The organism is Variovorax sp. 350MFTsu5.1, from assembly GCF_048302515.1.
GTDB classification, from domain to species: Bacteria; Pseudomonadota; Gammaproteobacteria; order Burkholderiales; family Burkholderiaceae_C; genus Variovorax; species Variovorax guangxiensis.
Window position 1 is genome coordinate 2,145,177 of record NZ_CP157620.1, and the last position, 17,585, is coordinate 2,162,761.

At 69.2% G+C, this 17,585-nt stretch carries 21 protein-coding genes; 7 read left to right on the plus strand and 14 right to left on the minus strand.

Annotated features, from left to right (window positions below):
• Nucleotides 1-18 precede the first annotated feature (18 nt).
• From ABL843_RS09545 to ABL843_RS09560, 4 genes are all read right to left on the minus strand, one after another.
• Nucleotides 19-1,827 carry a thiamine pyrophosphate-requiring protein gene (locus ABL843_RS09545; protein ID WP_418119690.1) on the minus strand — a complete coding sequence of 603 codons (1,809 nt, stop codon included), beginning with the start codon at nt 1,825-1,827 and terminating at the stop codon, nt 19-21.
• A gap of 9 nt (nt 1,828-1,836) precedes the next feature.
• Complete coding sequence (locus ABL843_RS09550) at nt 1,837-2,601, minus strand: SDR family NAD(P)-dependent oxidoreductase (RefSeq protein WP_126024574.1); 765 nt, start codon at nt 2,599-2,601, stop codon at nt 1,837-1,839.
• A gap of 185 nt (nt 2,602-2,786) precedes the next feature.
• Complete coding sequence (locus ABL843_RS09555; RefSeq protein ID WP_418119691.1) at nt 2,787-3,185, minus strand: VOC family protein; 399 nt, start codon at nt 3,183-3,185, stop codon at nt 2,787-2,789.
• A gap of 37 nt (nt 3,186-3,222) precedes the next feature.
• The gene (locus ABL843_RS09560) at nt 3,223-3,561 is read right to left on the minus strand and encodes a PRC-barrel domain-containing protein (protein WP_369658932.1); all 339 of its coding nucleotides are present in this window, start codon (nt 3,559-3,561) and stop codon (nt 3,223-3,225) included.
• A gap of 294 nt (nt 3,562-3,855) precedes the next feature.
• Here ABL843_RS09560 and ABL843_RS09565 point away from each other — a divergent pair, with 294 nt between their 5' ends.
• Genes ABL843_RS09565 through ABL843_RS09580 form a run of 4 tightly spaced genes read left to right on the plus strand, consistent with a single transcriptional unit; the run spans nt 3,856 to nt 6,948 of the window.
• A complete protein-coding gene (locus ABL843_RS09565) occupies nt 3,856-4,869 on the plus strand; it encodes an acyl-CoA dehydrogenase (protein ID WP_418119692.1) in 1,014 nt (337 codons plus the stop codon).
• Nucleotides 4,857-5,615, plus strand: a complete 759-nt coding sequence (locus tag ABL843_RS09570; RefSeq protein ID WP_369658930.1) for a PIG-L deacetylase family protein — start codon at nt 4,857-4,859, stop codon at nt 5,613-5,615. The genes ABL843_RS09565 and ABL843_RS09570 overlap by 13 nt, the downstream gene beginning before the upstream one ends.
• On the plus strand, nt 5,612-6,217 hold the full coding sequence (locus ABL843_RS09575) for a class I SAM-dependent DNA methyltransferase (RefSeq protein ID WP_418119693.1): 606 nt from the start codon (nt 5,612-5,614) through the stop codon (nt 6,215-6,217). Before ABL843_RS09570 ends, ABL843_RS09575 begins: the two co-directional genes overlap by 4 nt.
• Nucleotides 6,214-6,948, plus strand: coding sequence for a glycosyltransferase (locus ABL843_RS09580; RefSeq protein WP_418119694.1), 735 nt, complete (start codon nt 6,214-6,216; stop codon nt 6,946-6,948). The genes ABL843_RS09575 and ABL843_RS09580 overlap by 4 nt, the downstream gene beginning before the upstream one ends.
• 38 nt (nt 6,949-6,986) lie before the next feature.
• On the opposite strand, the gene ABL843_RS09585 is transcribed toward ABL843_RS09580, so the two are convergent.
• The 3 genes from ABL843_RS09585 to ABL843_RS09595 all read right to left on the minus strand — a co-directional run bounded on the left by ABL843_RS09585 (nt 6,987) and on the right by ABL843_RS09595 (nt 10,567).
• Nucleotides 6,987-8,936, minus strand: coding sequence for a PAS domain S-box protein (locus tag ABL843_RS09585; protein ID WP_418119695.1), 1,950 nt, complete (start codon nt 8,934-8,936; stop codon nt 6,987-6,989).
• 149 nt (nt 8,937-9,085) lie between these two features.
• Nucleotides 9,086-9,337: a hypothetical protein gene (locus tag ABL843_RS09590; RefSeq protein ID WP_418119696.1), complete on the minus strand. Its 252-nt coding sequence runs from the start codon at nt 9,335-9,337 to the stop codon at nt 9,086-9,088.
• A 27-nt stretch (nt 9,338-9,364) separates the two neighbouring features.
• Complete coding sequence (locus ABL843_RS09595; RefSeq protein WP_418119697.1) at nt 9,365-10,567, minus strand: zinc-dependent alcohol dehydrogenase; 1,203 nt, start codon at nt 10,565-10,567, stop codon at nt 9,365-9,367.
• Between the two features lie 293 nt (nt 10,568-10,860).
• Here ABL843_RS09595 and ABL843_RS09600 point away from each other — a divergent pair, with 293 nt between their 5' ends.
• Nucleotides 10,861-13,311, plus strand: coding sequence for a catalase (locus tag ABL843_RS09600; protein ID WP_418119698.1), 2,451 nt, complete (start codon nt 10,861-10,863; stop codon nt 13,309-13,311).
• A 112-nt stretch (nt 13,312-13,423) separates the two neighbouring features.
• On the opposite strand, the gene ABL843_RS09605 is transcribed toward ABL843_RS09600, so the two are convergent.
• On the minus strand, nt 13,424-13,726 hold the full coding sequence (locus ABL843_RS09605) for a hypothetical protein (protein ID WP_418119699.1): 303 nt from the start codon (nt 13,724-13,726) through the stop codon (nt 13,424-13,426).
• 172 nt (nt 13,727-13,898) lie between these two features.
• Between ABL843_RS09605 and ABL843_RS09610 the strand changes: the two genes are divergently transcribed.
• Both ABL843_RS09610 and ABL843_RS09615 read left to right on the plus strand, forming a co-directional pair.
• On the plus strand, nt 13,899-14,153 hold the full coding sequence (locus tag ABL843_RS09610) for a hypothetical protein (RefSeq protein WP_418119700.1): 255 nt from the start codon (nt 13,899-13,901) through the stop codon (nt 14,151-14,153).
• A gap of 25 nt (nt 14,154-14,178) precedes the next feature.
• Entirely contained in the window at nt 14,179-14,520 is a 342-nt protein-coding gene (locus ABL843_RS09615) for a hypothetical protein (protein ID WP_418119701.1), read from the plus strand.
• Between the two features lie 40 nt (nt 14,521-14,560).
• Here the strand turns inward: ABL843_RS09615 and arsB are convergent, their stop codons facing one another.
• From arsB to ABL843_RS09645, 6 genes are all read right to left on the minus strand, one after another.
• Complete coding sequence (gene arsB, locus ABL843_RS09620) at nt 14,561-15,643, minus strand: ACR3 family arsenite efflux transporter (protein WP_418119702.1); 1,083 nt, start codon at nt 15,641-15,643, stop codon at nt 14,561-14,563.
• A gap of 6 nt (nt 15,644-15,649) precedes the next feature.
• Complete coding sequence (locus ABL843_RS09625) at nt 15,650-16,159, minus strand: arsenate reductase ArsC (protein ID WP_418119703.1); 510 nt, start codon at nt 16,157-16,159, stop codon at nt 15,650-15,652.
• 23 nt (nt 16,160-16,182) lie between these two features.
• Nucleotides 16,183-16,617, minus strand: coding sequence for an ArsI/CadI family heavy metal resistance metalloenzyme (locus ABL843_RS09630; RefSeq protein WP_184635932.1), 435 nt, complete (start codon nt 16,615-16,617; stop codon nt 16,183-16,185).
• The gene (locus ABL843_RS09635) at nt 16,614-16,955 is read right to left on the minus strand and encodes an ArsR/SmtB family transcription factor (protein ID WP_418119704.1); all 342 of its coding nucleotides are present in this window, start codon (nt 16,953-16,955) and stop codon (nt 16,614-16,616) included. The genes ABL843_RS09630 and ABL843_RS09635 overlap by 4 nt, the downstream gene beginning before the upstream one ends.
• A gap of 72 nt (nt 16,956-17,027) precedes the next feature.
• Nucleotides 17,028-17,276: a hypothetical protein gene (locus ABL843_RS09640; RefSeq protein WP_184635936.1), complete on the minus strand. Its 249-nt coding sequence runs from the start codon at nt 17,274-17,276 to the stop codon at nt 17,028-17,030.
• A 1-nt stretch (nt 17,277) separates the two neighbouring features.
• Complete coding sequence (locus ABL843_RS09645; RefSeq protein WP_126024586.1) at nt 17,278-17,580, minus strand: hypothetical protein; 303 nt, start codon at nt 17,578-17,580, stop codon at nt 17,278-17,280.
• Nucleotides 17,581-17,585: the final 5 nt, after the last annotated feature.

Below are 17,585 nucleotides of genomic sequence, written 5' to 3' on the forward strand. Positions count from 1 at the left end.
GCGGTCGCCGGGCGCACATCAAGAGGAAGTCTTTTCCACCCGGCCAGCCTTGAAGCTCGCCCAGTATTCCCGTATCACCGCCTTCAGCGTGCGCATGCCCTCTGGGTCGCCCTGCCACAGCGCGGAGAAGTACGCCTTGGTCTGCGCCAGCGAAACATCCGGCGGCAACGGCGGAACCGCCGCATCGGTCACCATCTCGAGCAGCACGGGCCTGTCGGCCGCGAAGGCCGCGTCCCATGCGTCGCCGATGGCTTCGGGCGTGTCCACGCGGATGCCTTCCAGTCCCAGCATCTGTGCGAAGCGCGAATAGGGAAAGTCGGGCAGCTCCTGCGATGCCTCGAACTTCGGATCGCCGCCCAGCACGCGCTGCTCCCAGCTCACGAGGTTCAGGTCGCGGTTGTTCAGCACCATCACCACGAGCCGCGGATCGATCCAGTCGCGCCACAGCCGCGCGATGGTGACGAGGCCGTTGATCCCGTTCATCTGCATTGCGCCGTCGCCCAGCAGGGCGACCACCGGCCTTTCGGGGTGAACGTGCTTCGACGCGATCGCGTACGGAATGGCCGGCCCCATGGTCGCCAGCCCGCCGGAGAGGCTGGCCTTCATGCCGCGGCGCAGCTTCACGTCGCGCGCATACCAGTTGGCGGCCGAGCCGCTGTCGCAGGTGATCACCGCGAAGTCGGGCAGGCGTGGCGAGAGTTCCCAGAACACCCGCTGCGGATTGACCGGAGAAGCCGGCACATGGGCGCGCGCCTCGAGCACACGCCACCATTGCGCGACCTGACTCTCGAGGGCTTCGCGCCACGAGGTGTCCTCCTTCTGAGCAAGCAGCGGCAGCAGGGCCGACAGCGTGGCGCGACTGTCGCCCGCCAGGCCCAGCTCGACTGGATAGCGCAGGCCCAGCGCGCGTGCGTCGGTGTCGATCTGCACACAGAGCGCCTGTCCCTCTTCGGGCAGGAACTCTGCATACGGAAAGGAAGAGCCCACGATCAGCAGCGTGTCGCACTCTTCCATCATCCACGAACTGGGCCGCGTGCCGAGCACGCCGATGGCGCCCGTCACGAAGGAAAGATCGTCGGGCACCGCGGCCTTGCCGAGCAGTGCCTTGGCAATGCCCGCGCCCAGCCGTTCGGCCACAGCGATGAGTTCGTCGACCGCATGCAGCGCACCCGCGCCGGCGAGGATCGCCACCTTGCGCCCGGCGTTCAGGATGTCCGCCGCGTACTGCAGCGCATCGGGCGGCGGCACCACCGATTGCGCCGTGGTGCCGATGCCGCTGTGCACCGTGCCGTGCTCGCGCGGCGGCACTGGCACGGCGGGAAGCTCCTGCACGTCGTTCGGGAAGATCACACAGGTCACGGTGCGGCGGTCGCGCGCGATGCGCATCGCGCGGTCGATCAGGTGGCGCACCTGCTCGGCGCTGGTGGCCATCTGCACGAACTCGTGGGCCACGTCCTTGAAGAGCGAGACGAGGTCCACCTCCTGCTGGTAGTCGCCCCCCAGCGCGCTGCGCTTCTGCTGGCCGACCAGCGCCACCACCGGCTGGTGGTCGAGCTTCGCGTCGTAGAGGCCGCTCAGCAGATGGATCGCGCCAGGCCCCGAGGTCGCGAGACACACGCCCACCTCGCCCGAGAACTTGGCGTGCGCGCAGGCCATGAACGCGGCCAGCTCCTCGTGGCGGGCCTGCACGAACTCGATGGCGTCGCCCGCGCGGTCGAGCGCGCCCACGATGCCGTTGATGCCATCGCCCGGATAGCCGTAGATGCGGCGAACGCCCCATTCGTACATGCGCTCGACGACGAAGTCGCCGACTGTCTTTGCTGCCATGGCGTGCCGCTAGCCCATGTCGGGCTGGCCGTTGGAGGCCATCAGCCCGCCGTCCACCGGCATCGCGATGCCCGAGACGAAGCTCGCGTCGTCGCTCGCCAGGAAGGCGACCACGGCCGCGATCTCCGAAGGATCGGCGCCGCGCCCCAGCGGAATGCGTTCGGCGAACTTCGCCATCAGCGCGCTGTCGTCCTTCATGTCCTGCGTCATGGGCGTGAAGGTGAGGCTGGGGCACACCGCGTTCACGCGCACGCCGTCCTTGCCGTGGTCGAGCGCAAGGGCCTTGGTGAAGTTGACGATGGCGCCCTTAGACGCGTTGTAGAAGCCCATCGCCCAGTCGCCGCCCAAGCCCGAAACCGAGGCCGTGTTGACGATGCAGCCCTTGCTGCGCACCAGGTGCGGCATGGCCGCCCGGCAGCCGTGGAACACGCCGCCGGCGTTGACGGCCATGATCCTGTTCCAGTCTTCCAGCGGCGGCTGCGTGACCGTGCCTTCGACCGCGATGCCAGCATTGTTGAAAAGCACGTGCAGCGCGCCAAAGCGTTCGACGGTTGCGTCCACCAGCGCCTGCACCTGGCCGAAGCTGGAAACGTCGGCCACCTTCACCAGCGTGCGTTCTTCCGGCAGATCGCGCGCCACGCGCTGCAGCTTGGCGAGCGTGTCGCCCGCGAGCACCACGCTCGCGCCTTCCTGCGAAAAGCGGCGCGCCGTGGCTTCGCCGATGCCGCTGCCTGCGCCGGTCACGATGACGACGCGATCCTTGAAACGTTGCATATCGTCCTCTCGATCATCAGGGTCGGGTGGGTGAAGGAAACGCGCTTCCTGAATCTCCGAATCCTTCGGGAACGTTGACGATCACGCTGTGTGCACTGCGTAGGAGAGCGACGTGCGTGATTGGCAGTCCCGGTCTTCCGCGGCAACGGGGCGCAGCAACCCTGTGCGTGTGGATGCGCGCGCAGCTAGGAGCCGTCCGTATGTACGAAGCAGAGCTTGTTCCCCTCGGGGTCGCGGCAGTAGGCTGCGTAGAAGTCCGGCGCGTAGCGCGCCCGCAGGCCGGGAGCGCCTTCATCGCGCCCGCCGTGGGCGAGGGCGGCTGCCCACATCGCGTCCACCGTGCCGCGTCGATCGGCCAGGAAGCTGACCTGCGTGCCGTTTCCGACGCCGGCTTCCAGCCCATCGAACGGGCGATTGATCACGAACTGCGGCCAGCGCCGTCGCGGCCGTCGCCAGTAGAGGCCGGCAGGTCCGATGTTCTCCAGTGCCACCACCCGCTCGAGCCCGAGGTGCGCAAGCACCTGGTCATAGAAGGCGCACATGAGGGGCAGGTTCCGGGCGCCGAGCTGGATGTGCGCGTACATGGGCTTTCAAGAATCTGGCGAGGGGGAGCATCCGGACTCAGAGGCCGTAGTACTTGTTGATGCTCGCGGTGTAGCTTTCGTCGTAGTCGGGAACGCTGTTGTCCGCGTAGCGGGGCGCGCCTTCGAGCGTCTCCTTCTGAAGGGGAACCACGTAGCCTTCCTGTGCGGTGTCGTACTTCAGCATGCTCCAGGGGATGGGATAGCGATCCTTGCCCATGCCGAGGAAACCGCCGAACTCGAGCACGGCGTAACGCACCTGCCCGGAGAGCTTGTCGATCATGAGGTCGTCGATGCTGCCGAGCTTTTCGCCCCCGGCGTTGTAGACGGTGGTTCCTTCCACCCGGTCGGACGAGATGACGTTTGTGACCATGGCCATGACTTTCTCCTTGCCGACGCATCTGGGAGACGCCGACGCTCGCTTCAAAGCCCAGGCAACTGGTCTCCCTCCGATCGGCGGCGCGTCTCATCGGGAATGCTCGGGTCGGGGTGTAGGACTACTTGCCCACGATGGCCCACGATGGCCCGCGATGCTCCGGCAGCCCGGCCCTCGCGGTTCCTCCTACAGGTGCGAGCGCAGCCCACCGACGAACCGCGAGGCGCGGCCTGCCTAATTTCGCTCCAACGAAGTCCTTTCTGATCTTTCCCTTCCTTCGCTTCATTTCATATTTCCATGTACGACCAGCCCTCCGACGACGACTTGCGGCACCTGCAGCTTCGGCACGGCAGCCGCCTGGCGCTCAGGCACCTTGTCGAGGCAGGGCTCGACATGCTGCCCATGCCGGGCGCCGGCCAGACACTCGCGCGTTGGCGCGCGCTGGCGGAAGTGGCGGCCCACGATCTCTCGCTGGTCAAGCTCTTCGAAGGCCATACGGATGCACTCGCGATCCAGGCCGAACTCGGTGGTGGACTGTCCGCATCCGAAGGAGCGCGATGGGCGACCTGGTGTGCCGAGCCGCCGGATGCCCGGGTGATCGCCGAGGAGGAAAGAGGCACGGCCATCCGGTTGAGCGGCACCAAGGCCTGGTGCTCCGGCGCCGCCAGCGTCACGCACGCGGTCGTGAGCTGCTGGAACCGCGACGGCGAGCCCTGGCTTGCCGCCGTCGCCATGGACCAGCCCGGGGTTCGCGTCACGGACGGGGGGTGGCACGCGGTCGGCATGGCGGACAGCGCCAGCGTGGACGTCCGCTTCGACCACGCGGCGGCCACTGCGATCGGCCGCCCCGGCGACTACACGCGGCGCCCCGGCTTCTGGCAGGGCGGTGCGGGCATCGCCGCATGCTGGTTCGGCGGCGCCCTGGGCATCTCCCGGGCGGCTCACGCGCTCATGGGCAAGGCGCCGGACCCGCACCGGCTCGCGCATCTAGGCGCCATCGACGCGGCATTGACGCCCGCGGCCGCGCTGCTGCGCGAGGCGGCCGCGTGGATCGACCGGCATCCGCGCGACGACGCCAGGCAGGTCGCCCTGCGCGCCCGCCTTGCCGTGGAGCAGGCCGCCAACGAGGTCATGCGCCATGCGGGCAGGGCGCTGGGCGCGGGCCCGCTGTGCCGCGACCGGGGCTTCGCCCGGGCGATGGCCGATCTGCCGGTGTTTCTTCGCCAGAGCCACGCCGAACGCGATCTCGCCGCCCTGGGCCTGCTCGCCGCGCAGGACGTCGGAAAGGAGCCTTCTTCATGGATGCTGTAGCCCGTCCCGCCATCCGCGGAGAAGGCACGGCCGAGACCGAATGGAACGGCTGGCCGGTTCTGGCCGCGTTGCCCCGCATCGATGCGCGCACGCTGGTTCCGCGAAACGCCCGCGCGGTGGTGGTGGCTCCGCATCCCGACGACGAAGTGCTGTCGGTGGGCGGGCTGCTTGCACAACTGGCGGATGCCGGTGCGCGGATCGAAGTCATCGCGGTGACCGACGGCACGGCAAGCCACGGCGGCTCGACGGAGTGGCCTGTCGAGCGGCTGGCGACGGAGCGCCCGCTCGAATCCCGGCTCGCGCTCGAGCGCCTTGGGCTGCCTGTCGAACCCGTGCGGCTGGGCCTGCCCGATGGCGGCCTGGCGGCTGTACGCGGCACGCTGGCTGCACGGCTCGTATCGCTGCTGCGGCCGCGCGACGTGGTGTTCACGACCTGGCGCCGCGACGGCCATCCCGATCACGAAGCCACGGGCCAGGCCTGCGCGCTCGCCTGCGCTGCTGCCGGTGCGAGGCTGGCGGAAGTGCCCGTCTGGGGCTGGCACTGGTCGCACCCCGGCGACACGCGCATGCCCTGGCGGCACGCGGTCCGCATCGACCTGGACGAAGAAGCCATGAGGCGCAAGCGCGCCGCGGTGCAGGCATTCACGAGCCAGCTGCGGCGCGATGCATCCACCGGCGCCGGCCCCGTGCTGCGCGCCACCACCGTCGCGCGGGCGCGGCGTCCCTACGAGGTGGTGTTCCTGTGAGCGGCGGGCGCAGGTCTTACTTCGACGCGCTCTATGCAGGCAGCGAGGACCCCTACGCAGTGCGCCATCGCTGGTACGAGATCCGCAAGCGCGCGGTGCTGCTGGCCGCGTTGCCCCGGGCCCAGTACAGGCGTGCCTACGAGCCCGGCTGCGGCACCGGTGAACTCACGCAGGCGCTGTCGCAGCGCTGCGACCACGTGCTGGCGAGCGACTTCTCGCCGCATGCGCTGGAGATCGCCCGCAGGCGCACCGGTTCGCTCGCCAACGTACGCCTGGAGCGGCACGCCTTGCCCGCGGAGTGGCCGCGCGATGCAGGCGGCTTCGACCTGATCGTCCTGAGCGAGCTGGGCTACTTCCTCGAGCGCGACGAGATGCGGCGCGTGGCCGGATGCTGCGGCGAATCGCTCGACGCGGACGGCACGCTGGTCGCCTGCGACTGGCGCGCGGATTTCGCGCAGCGCAGTCTGTCCACGCACGAGGTGCATGCGGCGCTTTCTGCGCTCGGCCTGCCGCGCCTAGTGTTCCATGAGGAAGACGACTTCGTGCTGCAGGTGTGGGCACGCGATGGCCGCTCGGTGGCCGAACGGGAGGGCATCCGGTGATCGGCGTCGTCATTCCCGCGCACAACGAAGGCGAACGCATCGGCGCGTCGCTGGCATCGGTCCTGCGCGCGGCGGCCCATCCTGGGTTGGCTGGCGAGCCGGTGGAGGTTCTCGTCGTGCTCGACAGCTGCAGCGACGCGACCGCAGCCGTGGCCGAGCGTCACGGCGTTGCGCGCATCGCCATCGAGGCCCGCAACGTGGGCCTCGCCCGCGCTACCGGCGCCGGGCTCTTCGTCGATGCCGGAGCCCGCTGGCTCGCGTTCACCGACGCCGATACCGAGGTCTCGCCGGACTGGCTGGTCAGGCAGCTGGCCGAGAACGCCGACGCGGTCTGCGGCTCGGTCGGCGTCGACGACTGGAGCGCGCACGGCACAGACGGCCATCTGCTGCAGGAGCACTTCTCGCGCGCTTACGTCGATGCCGACGGACACAGGCACGTGCACGGCGCCAACCTCGGCGTTTCGGCCGATGCCTATCGCCGTGCGGGAGGCTTCGAGCCACTGGCTTGCGACGAGGACGTGATGCTGGTGCGGGCCCTGCAGGCCAGCGGTGCCCGCATCGCCTGGAGCGCGCAGCCGCGGGTGACGACCAGCGCCAGGACCGATGCGCGGGCACGCGGCGGCTTCGGCGATGCGTTGCTTGCGATGGTCGGGAATCTCGCCGGCGCGGTGAATGCGCGGGAGGGTTCTCGAACTCCTCCCGCGATGCAGGAGTCCCCGGGTCAGGCTTGACGCCGGTGATCCGCGCCCGGCTGGCGCGTGCGCAAGTTTCAGAAGCTCAGGTGCGCCGCCGGCCGCAGCAGATGCATGAGGATGTCGTCCAGCCGATCGACGTCCACCGGCTTGGTCAGGTGGCTGTGGAAGCCGGCCTCGTAGCTGGTCTCGCGGTCGCTGGCCTGTCCATAGCCCGTCACGGCGATCGCCGTGGGCGGATCGACCAGCTCGGCGCGCAGCCGCCGAACCACGGCGTGGCCGTCGAGGTCGGGCATGCCGATGTCGATCAGCATCACGTCGGGCCGCAGTTCCTTCGCCGCCTCGACGGCGGCGAGCCCGCCGTGGACCACCTTGGTCGCGTAGCCGAGGGCTTCCACCAGCAGGGAGAGCGTTTCGGCCGCGTCCTTGTTGTCGTCCACCACCAGCACCAGCCTGTCTCCGGCCGACCGGGGCGTACCGCTGCCCGGCTCGGGCGGCGGCGATGCGGGCAGCTGCACCAGGAACTCGCTGCCTTCGCCAGGCCGTCCGCTGGAGAACACGCTCACGCGGCCGCCATGCAGCGACACCAGCTGCTGCACCAGGCTCAGGCCAAGGCCGAGCCCGCCGCTGCTGTGCGAGGCGTCCTGCTCGCCCTGCACGAAGAGATCGAAGATCCTCTGCAGGTCCTGCGGATGCACGCCCACGCCGCTGTCGCGAACGGCGATCTCCGCCTCGGGCAGGCCGGTGACGGCATCGACCGCGCCGAGGCTCACCGCGACGCTCACCTGCCCGCCCACGGGCGTGAACTTGCAGGCGTTGTGCAGCAGGTTGCTCACCACCTGCACGATGCGCGCCCGGTCTCCGGTGATCCAGGGGTCCGCGGCGTCGACCCGCACGTCGAACTGCTGGTCCTTCTGCGCGGCCAGCACGCGCACCGCATCGGCCGCATCCTGCACCGCTTCGCGCAGCCGCACGGGCTTGGCCTCGAGCTGGATCTTTCCGCTGGTGATGCGGCCGACGTCGAGCAGGTCGTCGATCAGCCGCGTCATCTGCTTGAGCTGGCGGTCGATGATGTCGCGGGTGCTGCGCAGCACCCGCGACTCGCTCTGTTCGCGCTTGAGCAGCTCCACCGCGTTGGAGATCGGCGCGAGCGGGTTGCGCAGCTCGTGCCCGAGCATGGCCAGGAACGTGGTCATGCGCCGGCCCTCGTCCTCCAGCGCCGTGATGCGGCGCCGCTCGGTGAGGTCGCGCGTGACCTTGGCGAATCCCTTGTGGCGGCCCGCCCGGTCGTAGACCGCGGTGATGACCACGCTGGCCCAGAAGCGGCTGCCGTCCTTGCGCACCCGCCAGCCTTCGTCCTCGAAGCGCCCGTCGCGCAGCGCGTTGCGAAGTTCCTCCGCCGGCCAGCCGCGCGCCGCGACTTCCGGCGGGTAGAACTTCGAGAAATGCTGGCCGATGATCTCCTCGGCGGCGTAGCCTTTCGTCTGTTGCGCGCCGAGGTTCCAGCTCGCCACGTGGCCGCCGGGGTCGAGCATGAAGATCGCGTAGTCCTTCACGCCCTCGACCATGAGGCGGAAGCGTTCCTCGCTCGCGCGCAGAAGCTCTTCCTGCTGGCGCCGCTCGGTGAAGTCGCGCGTGATCTGCGCGAAGCCGCGCAGCGCGCCGTTCGCATCGTCGAGCCGCGTGAGGGTGGTTTCCGCCCAGAAGCGGGTGGCGTCATGGCGCACGAGCCAGCCTTCGCCATGCGCCCGGCCGTTCTCGCGCGCCAGCTGCAGATCCCTGGCGGGCAAGCCCTCCTCGAGCGCCTCGGGCGGATGGAAGCGCGAGAAGTGCTGCCCCACGGCGCCACCGCGTTCGCAGCCGCACAGCACCTGGGCCGCCGGATTGCAGTCGACGATCAAGCCGTCCGGATCGAGCAGGAAGACTGCGTAGTCCCGCAGCGCCTCCACCATCAGGCGGAAATCGGCGTCGGCCAGGGTCAGGGGCGAGAGCGCCGCGGGCGAGCGAGGTGGCGGATCAGCGGCCATGGGGTCTGGCCTCCGCGGCGATTCTGTCGGGTGTCACGAACGTCTTCTGGGGCATGACGGAAAAATGTAGCAAAGCGGGCGTGGCGCGCTTGTCGGGGTTTTTCCCGCGCTGCCGCGGCGCATGCAAAAAGAGGCGGACACCATCCGCCTCAGCGTTCGCGCCGCGACGCCTCCTTGCGGCTGCGGTCGGCGTACGGCGAGCTGCCCTGGTTGTCCGTCTGGCCGACCGGCGCATCGCCGGCCGATGGGGGAGGGCGCGGGGCAGGCCCGGCGCCGGCGGAATCGGAAGGCTCCCCGCGCTCGGCCGGCGTCTTCGAGAACTGCTTCATCGCCTTCTGCGCGGGCGTCTGTGGCGGTGCCGGCTCCTGCGCGGGGCTCGAGGTGTCTTTGTGGGTGGCCATGCCTGCTCCCGGGAGAAATCGATGGAATCAGCGGCCGAGCGGCGCCGTGGTGTCGCGAGCGGGCCCGCCTGGCGTGAGGACGACCTTGCGGCAGTCTTCCTCGGCCTTGTCGAAGATCTGGTAGCCGCGCGCGGCTTCCTCCAGGGCCATGTGGTGCGTGACGATGGCCTCAGGCCGCAGCCTGCCGGCCTGTATGTGTTCGAGCAGCTCCGGCATGAAACGCTGGGCATGCGTCTGCCCCATCCTGAAGACCAGCCCCTTCTCGAATGCATCGCCGAACAGGAAGCCGTGGATGAAACCCGCATAGACGCCGGGCACGCTCACCACGCCGCCGCGCCGGGTGGCCGCGATGGCCTGGCGCAGCGCCTTGCCGCTGGAGCCTTCGAGCTTGAGATCGGTGAGCACGGTTTCCACCGCGCTGCCCTTGGCCTCGAATCCCACCGCGTCGATCGACGCGTCGACGCCGCGGAAAGCGGTGCGCTCGACGATGACCTCGGCCGGATCGCCGATCTTGCGGAAGTCGATCGGCTCCACGCCATAGGCTTCGGCGGCAAAGTCCAGGCGATAGGCATGCTCGTCCACCATGAAGATGCGCTCGGCGCCCAGCAGCCGCGCCGAGGCCGCCGCCATCAGGCCGACCGGGCCGGCCCCGAAGATCGCCACCGTCGAGCCCGGGCCGATCTCCCCGTTGAGCGCGGCCTGGTAGCCCGTGGGCAGGATGTCGGAGAGAAACAGCACCTGCTCGTCCGCAAGGCCCGGCGGAATCACGAGCGGGCCCACGTCGGCCTTGGGCACGCGCACGTATTCCGCCTGGCCGCCGGGGTAGCCGCCGTACAGATGCGAGTAGCCGAAAAGGCCCGCGCCCGGACGCACGTTCTTCTTGTTGATGATGGCGCCGCGGCCGGTGTTGGTCGTCTCGCAGGCGGCGAACAGCGACTTGCTGCAGAAGAAGCACTGGCCGCAGGAAATGGTGAAGGGCACGACGACGCGGTCGCCCCTCTTCACGCGCGTCACGCCGCGGCCCGTTTCCTCGACGATGCCCATGAACTCGTGGCCGAGGATGTCGCCCGACTCCATCGCGGGAATCTTGCCGCGGAAGATGTGCAGGTCGGAGCCGCAGATCGCGGTGGCGGTCACGCGCAGCACGACGTCGTCGTCGGCTTGCAGGACCGGGTCGGGCACGGTCTCGACCGCCACGTTGTGGGCGGACTCGTAGGTCAGGGCTTTCATGCGGCGTCCTTGGTTGGTGTTGGTTGGCGGTCCTGGTGGGAGCCACGCTACGAATGCGCTTCGGGGTCGCGATGTAGGAAGACGTGCCGTCGTCCTGAGCGTATGACCGAAACGATCGGGCGCCGGGTGCGGTGACGTGCGCAGGGCGGGCGCGGGCGGCATAACGACTGCATCACTGCAAGACGTCCTACAAGCGGCCCCTGGAGGGCGTCCTAGCTTGGCTTGCCTCGGTTCCCGTTTTGCCCGTCCCCGCCCCCTTCATCCCTTGCTCAACCACCACACGAGACCCATCCATGCCCAAGACCCCTCGAACCCGCGCGCCCGCAGCTTCCTCGCCTGCCTCGCCTGCTGCCATCGATGCCGCCCGCTCGGCGGCACGCAACACCGACAGCGGCCCGGCCCACGCCGCTCCAGCCGAAGCCGGCAGCGGCGATCTGCCCGCCCGCAAGGCGATCGAGACCCAGGCGCTGGCCGCGGCCATGCCTTCCAACAGCAACAAGCCTGCAGAGCACGGCGACGCGAATGCGTTGGCGGCACCGCAAGGCCAGCACGTGCCGCCCGCATCGCCCCTGGCCACCGCCAGCACGCCTTCGGAAGCCAATGCCTCGGCCAAGACCGGCGGCGTGGCAGCGCAAGGAACGAACCCCACAGTCGGTCCGCTGGAGCGGGTGCGCGTCGACTCCGGCGGCCAGCGGCTCACGACCAACCAGGGCGTGCCGGTGGCGGACAACCAGAACTCGCTGAAGGCCGGTGCGCGGGGGCCGGTGCTGCTGGAAGACTTCATCCTGCGCGAGAAGATCACCCACTTCGACCATGAGCGCATTCCCGAGCGCATCGTGCATGCGCGCGGCTCGGGCGCGCATGGCTTTTTCGAGTGCTACGAGCCGTTGACCGACTACACCAGGGCGGCGCCATTTCGCGAGGCCGGCAAGGTCACGCCGGTGTTCGTGCGCTTCTCCACGGTGGCCGGTGAGCGCGGCTCCAAGGACACGGCGCGCGACGTGCGCGGCTTCGCCGTCAAGTTCTACACCGACGAGGGCAACTGGGACCTCGTGGGCAACAACATGCCGGTGTTCTTCATCCAGGACGCGATGAAGTTCCCCGACCTCGTGCATGCGGTGAAGCCCGAGCCGCACCACGCCATGCCGCAGGCCGCCTCGGCGCACGACACCTTCTGGGACTTCGTGTCGCTGATGCCCGAGAGCACCCACATGCTGATGTGGCAGATGAGCGACCGGGCCATCCCGCGCAGCTTCAGGACCATGCAGGGCTTCGGCGTCCACACCTTCAGGCTGGTGAACGATGCGGGCGAGTCGCGCCTGGTCAAGTTCCACTGGCTGCCCAGGCTGGGCACGCATTCGCTGGTGTGGGAGGAGGCGGTCAAGATCGCGGGCGCCGATCCCGACTTCCACCGGCGCGACCTCTGGGAGGCCATCGACGCCGGCGAGTACCCCGAATGGGAGCTGGCGCTGCAGATCTTCACCGAGGAACAGGCGGCGGGATTCAGCTTCGACGTGCTCGACGCCACCAAGATCGTGCCCGAGGAGCTGGTGCCGCTGCGCGTGGTCGGCCGGCTCGTGCTGAACCGCAATCCCGACAACTTCTTCGCGGAGACGGAGCAGGTCGCCTTCTGCGCCGCGCACGTGGTGCCCGGCATCGACTTCACCAACGATCCACTGCTGGCCGGGCGCATCCATTCGTATGTTGACACGCAGATCAGCCGGCTCGGCGGCCCCAATTTCCACGAGCTGCCGATCAATGCGCCCGTGGCTCCAGTCCACAACAACCAGCGCGACGGCATGCACCGGCAGGCCATCCATCGCGGCCGCGCGGCCTACGAGCCCAACTCGCTCGGCGGCGGCTGCCCGTTCCAGGCCGGCGCCGCGCAGGGCTTCGTGAGCGTGGCGCGCCGCCTCGACGCGAAAGAGACGAGCGACAAGGTGCGCATCAAGCCGGAGAAGTTCGCCGACCACTACACGCAGGCGGCGCTTTTCTATCAAAGCCAGTCGCCGCAGGAGCAGGCCCACATCGCGGCCGCCTTTCGCTTCGAGCTGTCGAAGGTGACGGTGCCCGCGGTGCGCGAGCGCATGGTCGCGAGCCTGCTGAATGCGTCGCCGGAACTGGCGCAGCAGGTCGCGCAGGGGCTCGGCATGGAATTGCCCGCGCCGCTGCCGCGCGTGCTGGACGTGCCGACCGCGCCCGAGGTCGACCGCTCGCCCGCGCTTTCGCTGCTGGCACGGCCGGGCGACGGAGGCATCCGCACGCGCAAGATCGCGATCCTGATCGCCGACGGGATCGAGGGCGGCCCGATCGCCGGGCTGGTGTCGGCGCTGGTGGGCGCGGGGGCCGTGCCGCGGCTGGTGGGATCGCGCCTGGGCCGCTGCACGGCGGCGGACGGTACGGCCTTCGAGGCGGACGCCAGCATGGAGAACAGCCCCAATGTCCTCTTCGATGCGCTGGTGCTGCCGGACGGCCTCGCGGCCCTGGAGTCGCTGACGCAGGATGGCCACACGATGGAGTTCGTGAAGGAGCAGTACAGGCACTGCAAGACCATCCTGGCCTTCGGCGCCTCGCAGGCGCTGCTGGCGGAGGCGGGCATTCCGATGACCTTGCCCGACGGCTCGCCCGATCCGGGCCTGATCCTCGCCGAGGCGAAGGACGCCGCCGATGCGAGCCGGGAATTCATCGCCGCCGCAGGCATGCACCGCCACCTCGCGCGCGAAACCGATCCGCCCATGGTGTGACTGCGGCCCCGGGCAACGCCACCGCGCCGGCGAGCGCGGACACGCCCGGACACGCCTCTTCCGCGCACCTGGCGCGCCTGGCACCGGGGCGGCTCGCGATCGGGACGCCCGCTCAGCGAGGGGGATTGAACGGGATCTCGCGCGGCATGGCGCGACGCCCGCGCAGCAGCGCCATGCGCCCTTCTGGCGTGATGCTGGTGACGATCGCGCGTGGAATGAATCGCTCGCCGGTGCGCAGAACCACCGGCGGCTCGGTGAGCGCCTCCAGCAGCGAGGCACTGCGCAGCGCGAGGATGCAGTCGATCTCCTCGCGCTTGGAGCACACGGCCGGCAGTTGCAGCCGCGACAGCGCCTCGAGCAGGTTCAGGTAGTTCGCGGCGCGCAGCTGGCGTCCTGTGGGGGTCTTTCGTCTCATGGGTTGCCGGGTGGGTTGTCAGGTCTTGTGTTGCATGGCAACCGGCGTGCCTGCCCCGCCTGGAAGGCGATGCCTGTGGACCTACACGTGCTGTCCCGCGGTTCCCACACCTGCTGCCGGCGCGGCGCAAAAGCATGGCCTTCTTCTCTTCATGAAGGAAGGAAACATCCCGATGGCACCCAACAGAAAACCCCAGGCCGGGAAGGACACGAAGGACACGCGCGGACTCGTGCAAAGCGGTGGAGGGGCCGGCATCCCTCCGCTCGATTTCGACGACGACGAGATCTATTCCGGACGCGGCCGCTCGCGCGACGGCGGAACGACCAGCGCCCGGGGCGGCGACAGCGGGAAGCTCGGCCCTCCGGCGGAACAGCTGTCCGGCACGAACGGACCGAGCGATCCGGCGAACCGGAAGGGCCGGCAATGACACGCACCTGTACCGGAGGCACTCGATGACCAGATTGACGGCAATCTTCATGGCCCTGCTGATCCTTGCCGCAGCGGCGATACAGGCAGCCAGGGCTCAGCCCACGGGCAATCCCAGGGGCTCGACGGCACCCAGCACACAAGGCAATACGGAGAAGGCGCCTGCAAACCCGGCCCGCAACGTCGACACGGGGCGAGCCGACAAGCTGGACGAGCGAAAAGGGCCTGCCGAAGCTCGCATCCGGCGCACCGAGCGGCCAGGGGGCGGATCGGCAACAGGCGGGCTGACCCGGCGCAATCCGCAGGATGCGAAGCCTTCGCCGGTGCCGGATCCGGGCAGCGCCAACACGCGCCAGCCTCATAAATGAACGACGAGACCGAAGCCGCCGCCGGCCCCGCCCGTACGCTTCAGCGCGGCAGCCCCTGCTCGTACCAGCGCCGTGACCGCGTCACGACCGACACCACGGCCAGCATGAGCGGTACCTCGATGAGCACCCCGACGACCGTGGCCAGTGCCGCTCCCGACTGGAAGCCGAAGAGGCTGATGGCAGTCGCCACCGCGAGCTCGAAGAAGTTGCTTGCGCCGATCAGCGCCGAAGGTCCCGCGACGCAATGCGCCACGCCGAGCTTGCGGTTCAGCAGGTAGGCCAGCCCCGAGTTCAGCACCACCTGGCAGAGGATCGGCACGGCCAGCAGCGCGATCACCATCGGCTGCGCGATGATCGCCTCGCCCTGGAACGCGAAGAGCAGCACCAGCGTGAGCAGCAGCGCGCCGATGGACCAGCGGCCCAGCCGCGTGCCCACGGCCTGCAGGTGCGACGGGCCCTTCTTCAGGAGATGCCCGCGCAGCAGTTGCGCGATGGCGACCGGCACCACGATGTACAGGCCCACCGAGATCAGCAGCGTGGCCCACGGCACCGTGATCGACGACAGCCCCAGCAGCAGCGCCACCAGCGGCGCGAAGCCCACCACCATCAGCGCGTCGTTGAGCGCGACCTGCGACAGCGTGAAGTACGGGTCGCCCCGGCAGAGCTGGCTCCACACGAAGACCATCGCGGTGCAGGGCGCCGCCGCGAGCAGGATCAGGCCTGCCACGTAGCTGTCGAGCTGGTCCGCCGGCAGCAGCGTCGCGAACGCATGGCGCACGAAGAGCCAGCCCAGCAGCGCCATCGAGAAGGGCTTGACGATCCAGTTGACCGCCAGCGTCACGCCGATGCCGCGCCAGTGCGCCCTGACCTGCCCGAGCGCTGCGAAGTCGATCTTCAGGAGCATCGGCACGATCATCACCCAGATGAGCAGGCCCACCGGAAGGTTGACCTTGGCGAGTTCGAGGCGCGCCACCGCCTGGAACGCGGTGGGGAACCATTGGCCCAGGGCCACCCCGGCGACGATGCACAGCGCCACCCACACGGTGAGGTAGCGTTCGAAGCCGCCGATGGAAGGCTGCGTGGCGGCCTGGTCCGTGCCAGGCGGTGCAATGGAGGAAGACATCGCGCGTCAGGACCCGGCCAGTTCGCGGGCGGTGGCCTGCAGCGCCATCCTGTCGAGGCTGGCCGCCGGCAGGTTCACCAGCAGCTCGAGGCGATGGCGGATGGCGTGCAGCGTCTGGCGGAAGGCTTCGCGCTTGCGGTCGTCGTCGCCTTCGACCGCCGAGGGATCGGCGTAGCCCCAGTGCGCGGTCGCCGGCTGGCCGGGCCAGTAGGGACAGGCCTCGCCCGCGGCGTTGTCGCACACGGTGACGACGAGGTCCATGCGGGGCGCATCCGGCTTCCCGAACTCGTCCCAGCTCTTGCTGCGCAGGCCCGATGTGTCGATGCCGGCCTTGTGCAGCACTTCGATGGCCATCGGATTGGGCTGCTGGTTCGCGCGCGGGCTGCTGCCGGCCGAATAGGCCCTGAAGCGGCCGGCGCCGATGTCGTTGAGCAGCGCTTCGGCAAGGATGCTGCGCGCGGAGTTGTGCGTGCACAGAAAGAGCACGTTGAGCGGGGCGGTGTTGGTGTCGGTCATGAAACGAGGAGGGGCTTGGTGGCTCAGCAGCAGGCGCTGGCCTTGCCAGGGGTGACGCAGCAGGCGGATGACCGCTCGCGCGCAATGCCGTGCACGGGCACCGTGTCGAGCGTGCGGTAGTGCTCCCAGGCGATGCCCTGCGGGTCGGTCACCCAGTGCTTGTCGCTGCGGGCGTAGCAGCAGCTGGTTTCGCCTTCGTCGAGCAGCGACCGGTCAGCCAGTTCGGCGCGCGAGCGCAGCTCCCGCAGCTCGCCTTCGTCCTCTGCCTGGATGCCCAGGTGGTCGATGCCCTTGCCGCTGCCGAAGGTCGAGATGGCGAAGTTCACGCGCGGGTCTTCGAGCATCCACTTGGCATAGTCGGCCTCGACGCGCGCGGGCTCGGCGGCGAACAGGCTGGAATAGAAGGCAATGCTCTTGTGCAGGTCGTCGACGTGCAGGTGAACGTGGAATCGCTTCATGGGGTGGCACCCTGGCTGTGGCAGGACCTGGTTCTGTCTTCCACCGCGCAGGGAGCGCCCGCGCAGCAGTTCTCGGTGAGGAAGCCCAGCAGCGCATCCATCTGCTCGAAGGCGGCGCGGTAGACCAGGTTGCGGCCGCTGCGCTCCTGCGTGATGAGCCCGGAGTTGGTCAGCTCCTTCAGGTGGAACGACAGGCTGGTGGCCGGCACTTCCATCGCTTCGACCAGCGCCCCGGGCGTCAGGCCCTCGGGGCCGGCCACGACGAGGGCGCGAAAGACGCGAAGGCGCAGCGGCTGGGCAAGCGCGGCAAGAGACTGAACGACTTTTGATTCTTCCATGATTCGAGAATATTTGAATTATTGAATGAATGCAAGCGCCATGTCGTGGGCGCCTGCGTTGCTCCTGCCTGTTTATTCCGGCTGCTTCAGCTCTTGCGGCAGCAGACCCTTGGAGGAGGGCGGCGCCAGCATGCCGTGTTTCAGGCTCCATACGCAGGCGCCGAGCCGCAGCAATCTCTCCACGTTGGCGTCGTGCAGTGGATTCTGCTTGTCTTCCCGCTCGATCAGCTCGCTGATGCAGGCGAGCGCGTCCGTGGGCGTGAAGCCCAGGCCGGCGCGCGCCATGCCGATCAACGTCACGAGAACATCCGTCTTCTTCATTTCAGCGCACGCCGGCGGCAAGCCGCATCTCGCTGCACAGCCGAGGGCCGTAGTCCTCGCTGCGCGCCGCGAAACCGTACGCGGCGGCTCGGCGCAGCGCGAAGGCGGTCACGTCGCGCAGATAGGTGCTGCCCGGCTCGCGGCCCGCGGCGGCGCGGGCCTCGAAGTCGGCCTGGAAGTCGCGGGCCCATTCCTCGCAGAGCCTGTAGCGCTCTCCTCGGGCGTCGAGGAAGCCCGCGCGCGCCAGCGTCTGCGCGATGTCGATCAGCGGCACGTTGAAGGGCATCTCCTTGGGTTCGCTCATGGCCG

Excerpts from the sequence above, each read along its gene's own strand:
- ABL843_RS09550 (WP_126024574.1), bottom strand. The coding sequence starts at position 2,601 with ATGCAACGTTTCAAGGATCGCGTCGTCATCGTGACCGGCGCAGGCAGC.
- ABL843_RS09645 (WP_126024586.1), bottom strand. The coding sequence starts at position 17,580 with ATGAGCGAACCCAAGGAGATGCCCTTCAACGTGCCGCTGATCGACATC.
- ABL843_RS09570 (WP_369658930.1), top strand. The coding sequence starts at position 4,857 with ATGGATGCTGTAGCCCGTCCCGCCATCCGCGGAGAAGGCACGGCCGAG.
- ABL843_RS09610 (WP_418119700.1), top strand. The coding sequence starts at position 13,899 with ATGGCACCCAACAGAAAACCCCAGGCCGGGAAGGACACGAAGGACACG.
- ABL843_RS09555 (WP_418119691.1), bottom strand. The coding sequence starts at position 3,185 with ATGTACGCGCACATCCAGCTCGGCGCCCGGAACCTGCCCCTCATGTGC.
- ABL843_RS09590 (WP_418119696.1), bottom strand. The coding sequence starts at position 9,337 with ATGGCCACCCACAAAGACACCTCGAGCCCCGCGCAGGAGCCGGCACCG.
- arsB (WP_418119702.1), bottom strand. The coding sequence starts at position 15,643 with ATGTCTTCCTCCATTGCACCGCCTGGCACGGACCAGGCCGCCACGCAG.
- ABL843_RS09635 (WP_418119704.1), bottom strand. The coding sequence starts at position 16,955 with ATGGAAGAATCAAAAGTCGTTCAGTCTCTTGCCGCGCTTGCCCAGCCG.
- ABL843_RS09630 (WP_184635932.1), bottom strand. The coding sequence starts at position 16,617 with ATGAAGCGATTCCACGTTCACCTGCACGTCGACGACCTGCACAAGAGC.
- ABL843_RS09600 (WP_418119698.1), top strand. The coding sequence starts at position 10,861 with ATGCCCAAGACCCCTCGAACCCGCGCGCCCGCAGCTTCCTCGCCTGCC.
- ABL843_RS09585 (WP_418119695.1), bottom strand. The coding sequence starts at position 8,936 with ATGGCCGCTGATCCGCCACCTCGCTCGCCCGCGGCGCTCTCGCCCCTG.
- ABL843_RS09625 (WP_418119703.1), bottom strand. The coding sequence starts at position 16,159 with ATGACCGACACCAACACCGCCCCGCTCAACGTGCTCTTTCTGTGCACG.
- ABL843_RS09545 (WP_418119690.1), bottom strand. The coding sequence starts at position 1,827 with ATGGCAGCAAAGACAGTCGGCGACTTCGTCGTCGAGCGCATGTACGAA.
- ABL843_RS09640 (WP_184635936.1), bottom strand. The coding sequence starts at position 17,276 with ATGAAGAAGACGGATGTTCTCGTGACGTTGATCGGCATGGCGCGCGCC.
- ABL843_RS09560 (WP_369658932.1), bottom strand. The coding sequence starts at position 3,561 with ATGGCCATGGTCACAAACGTCATCTCGTCCGACCGGGTGGAAGGAACC.
- ABL843_RS09565 (WP_418119692.1), top strand. The coding sequence starts at position 3,856 with ATGTACGACCAGCCCTCCGACGACGACTTGCGGCACCTGCAGCTTCGG.
- ABL843_RS09615 (WP_418119701.1), top strand. The coding sequence starts at position 14,179 with ATGACCAGATTGACGGCAATCTTCATGGCCCTGCTGATCCTTGCCGCA.
- ABL843_RS09605 (WP_418119699.1), bottom strand. The coding sequence starts at position 13,726 with ATGAGACGAAAGACCCCCACAGGACGCCAGCTGCGCGCCGCGAACTAC.
- ABL843_RS09595 (WP_418119697.1), bottom strand. The coding sequence starts at position 10,567 with ATGAAAGCCCTGACCTACGAGTCCGCCCACAACGTGGCGGTCGAGACC.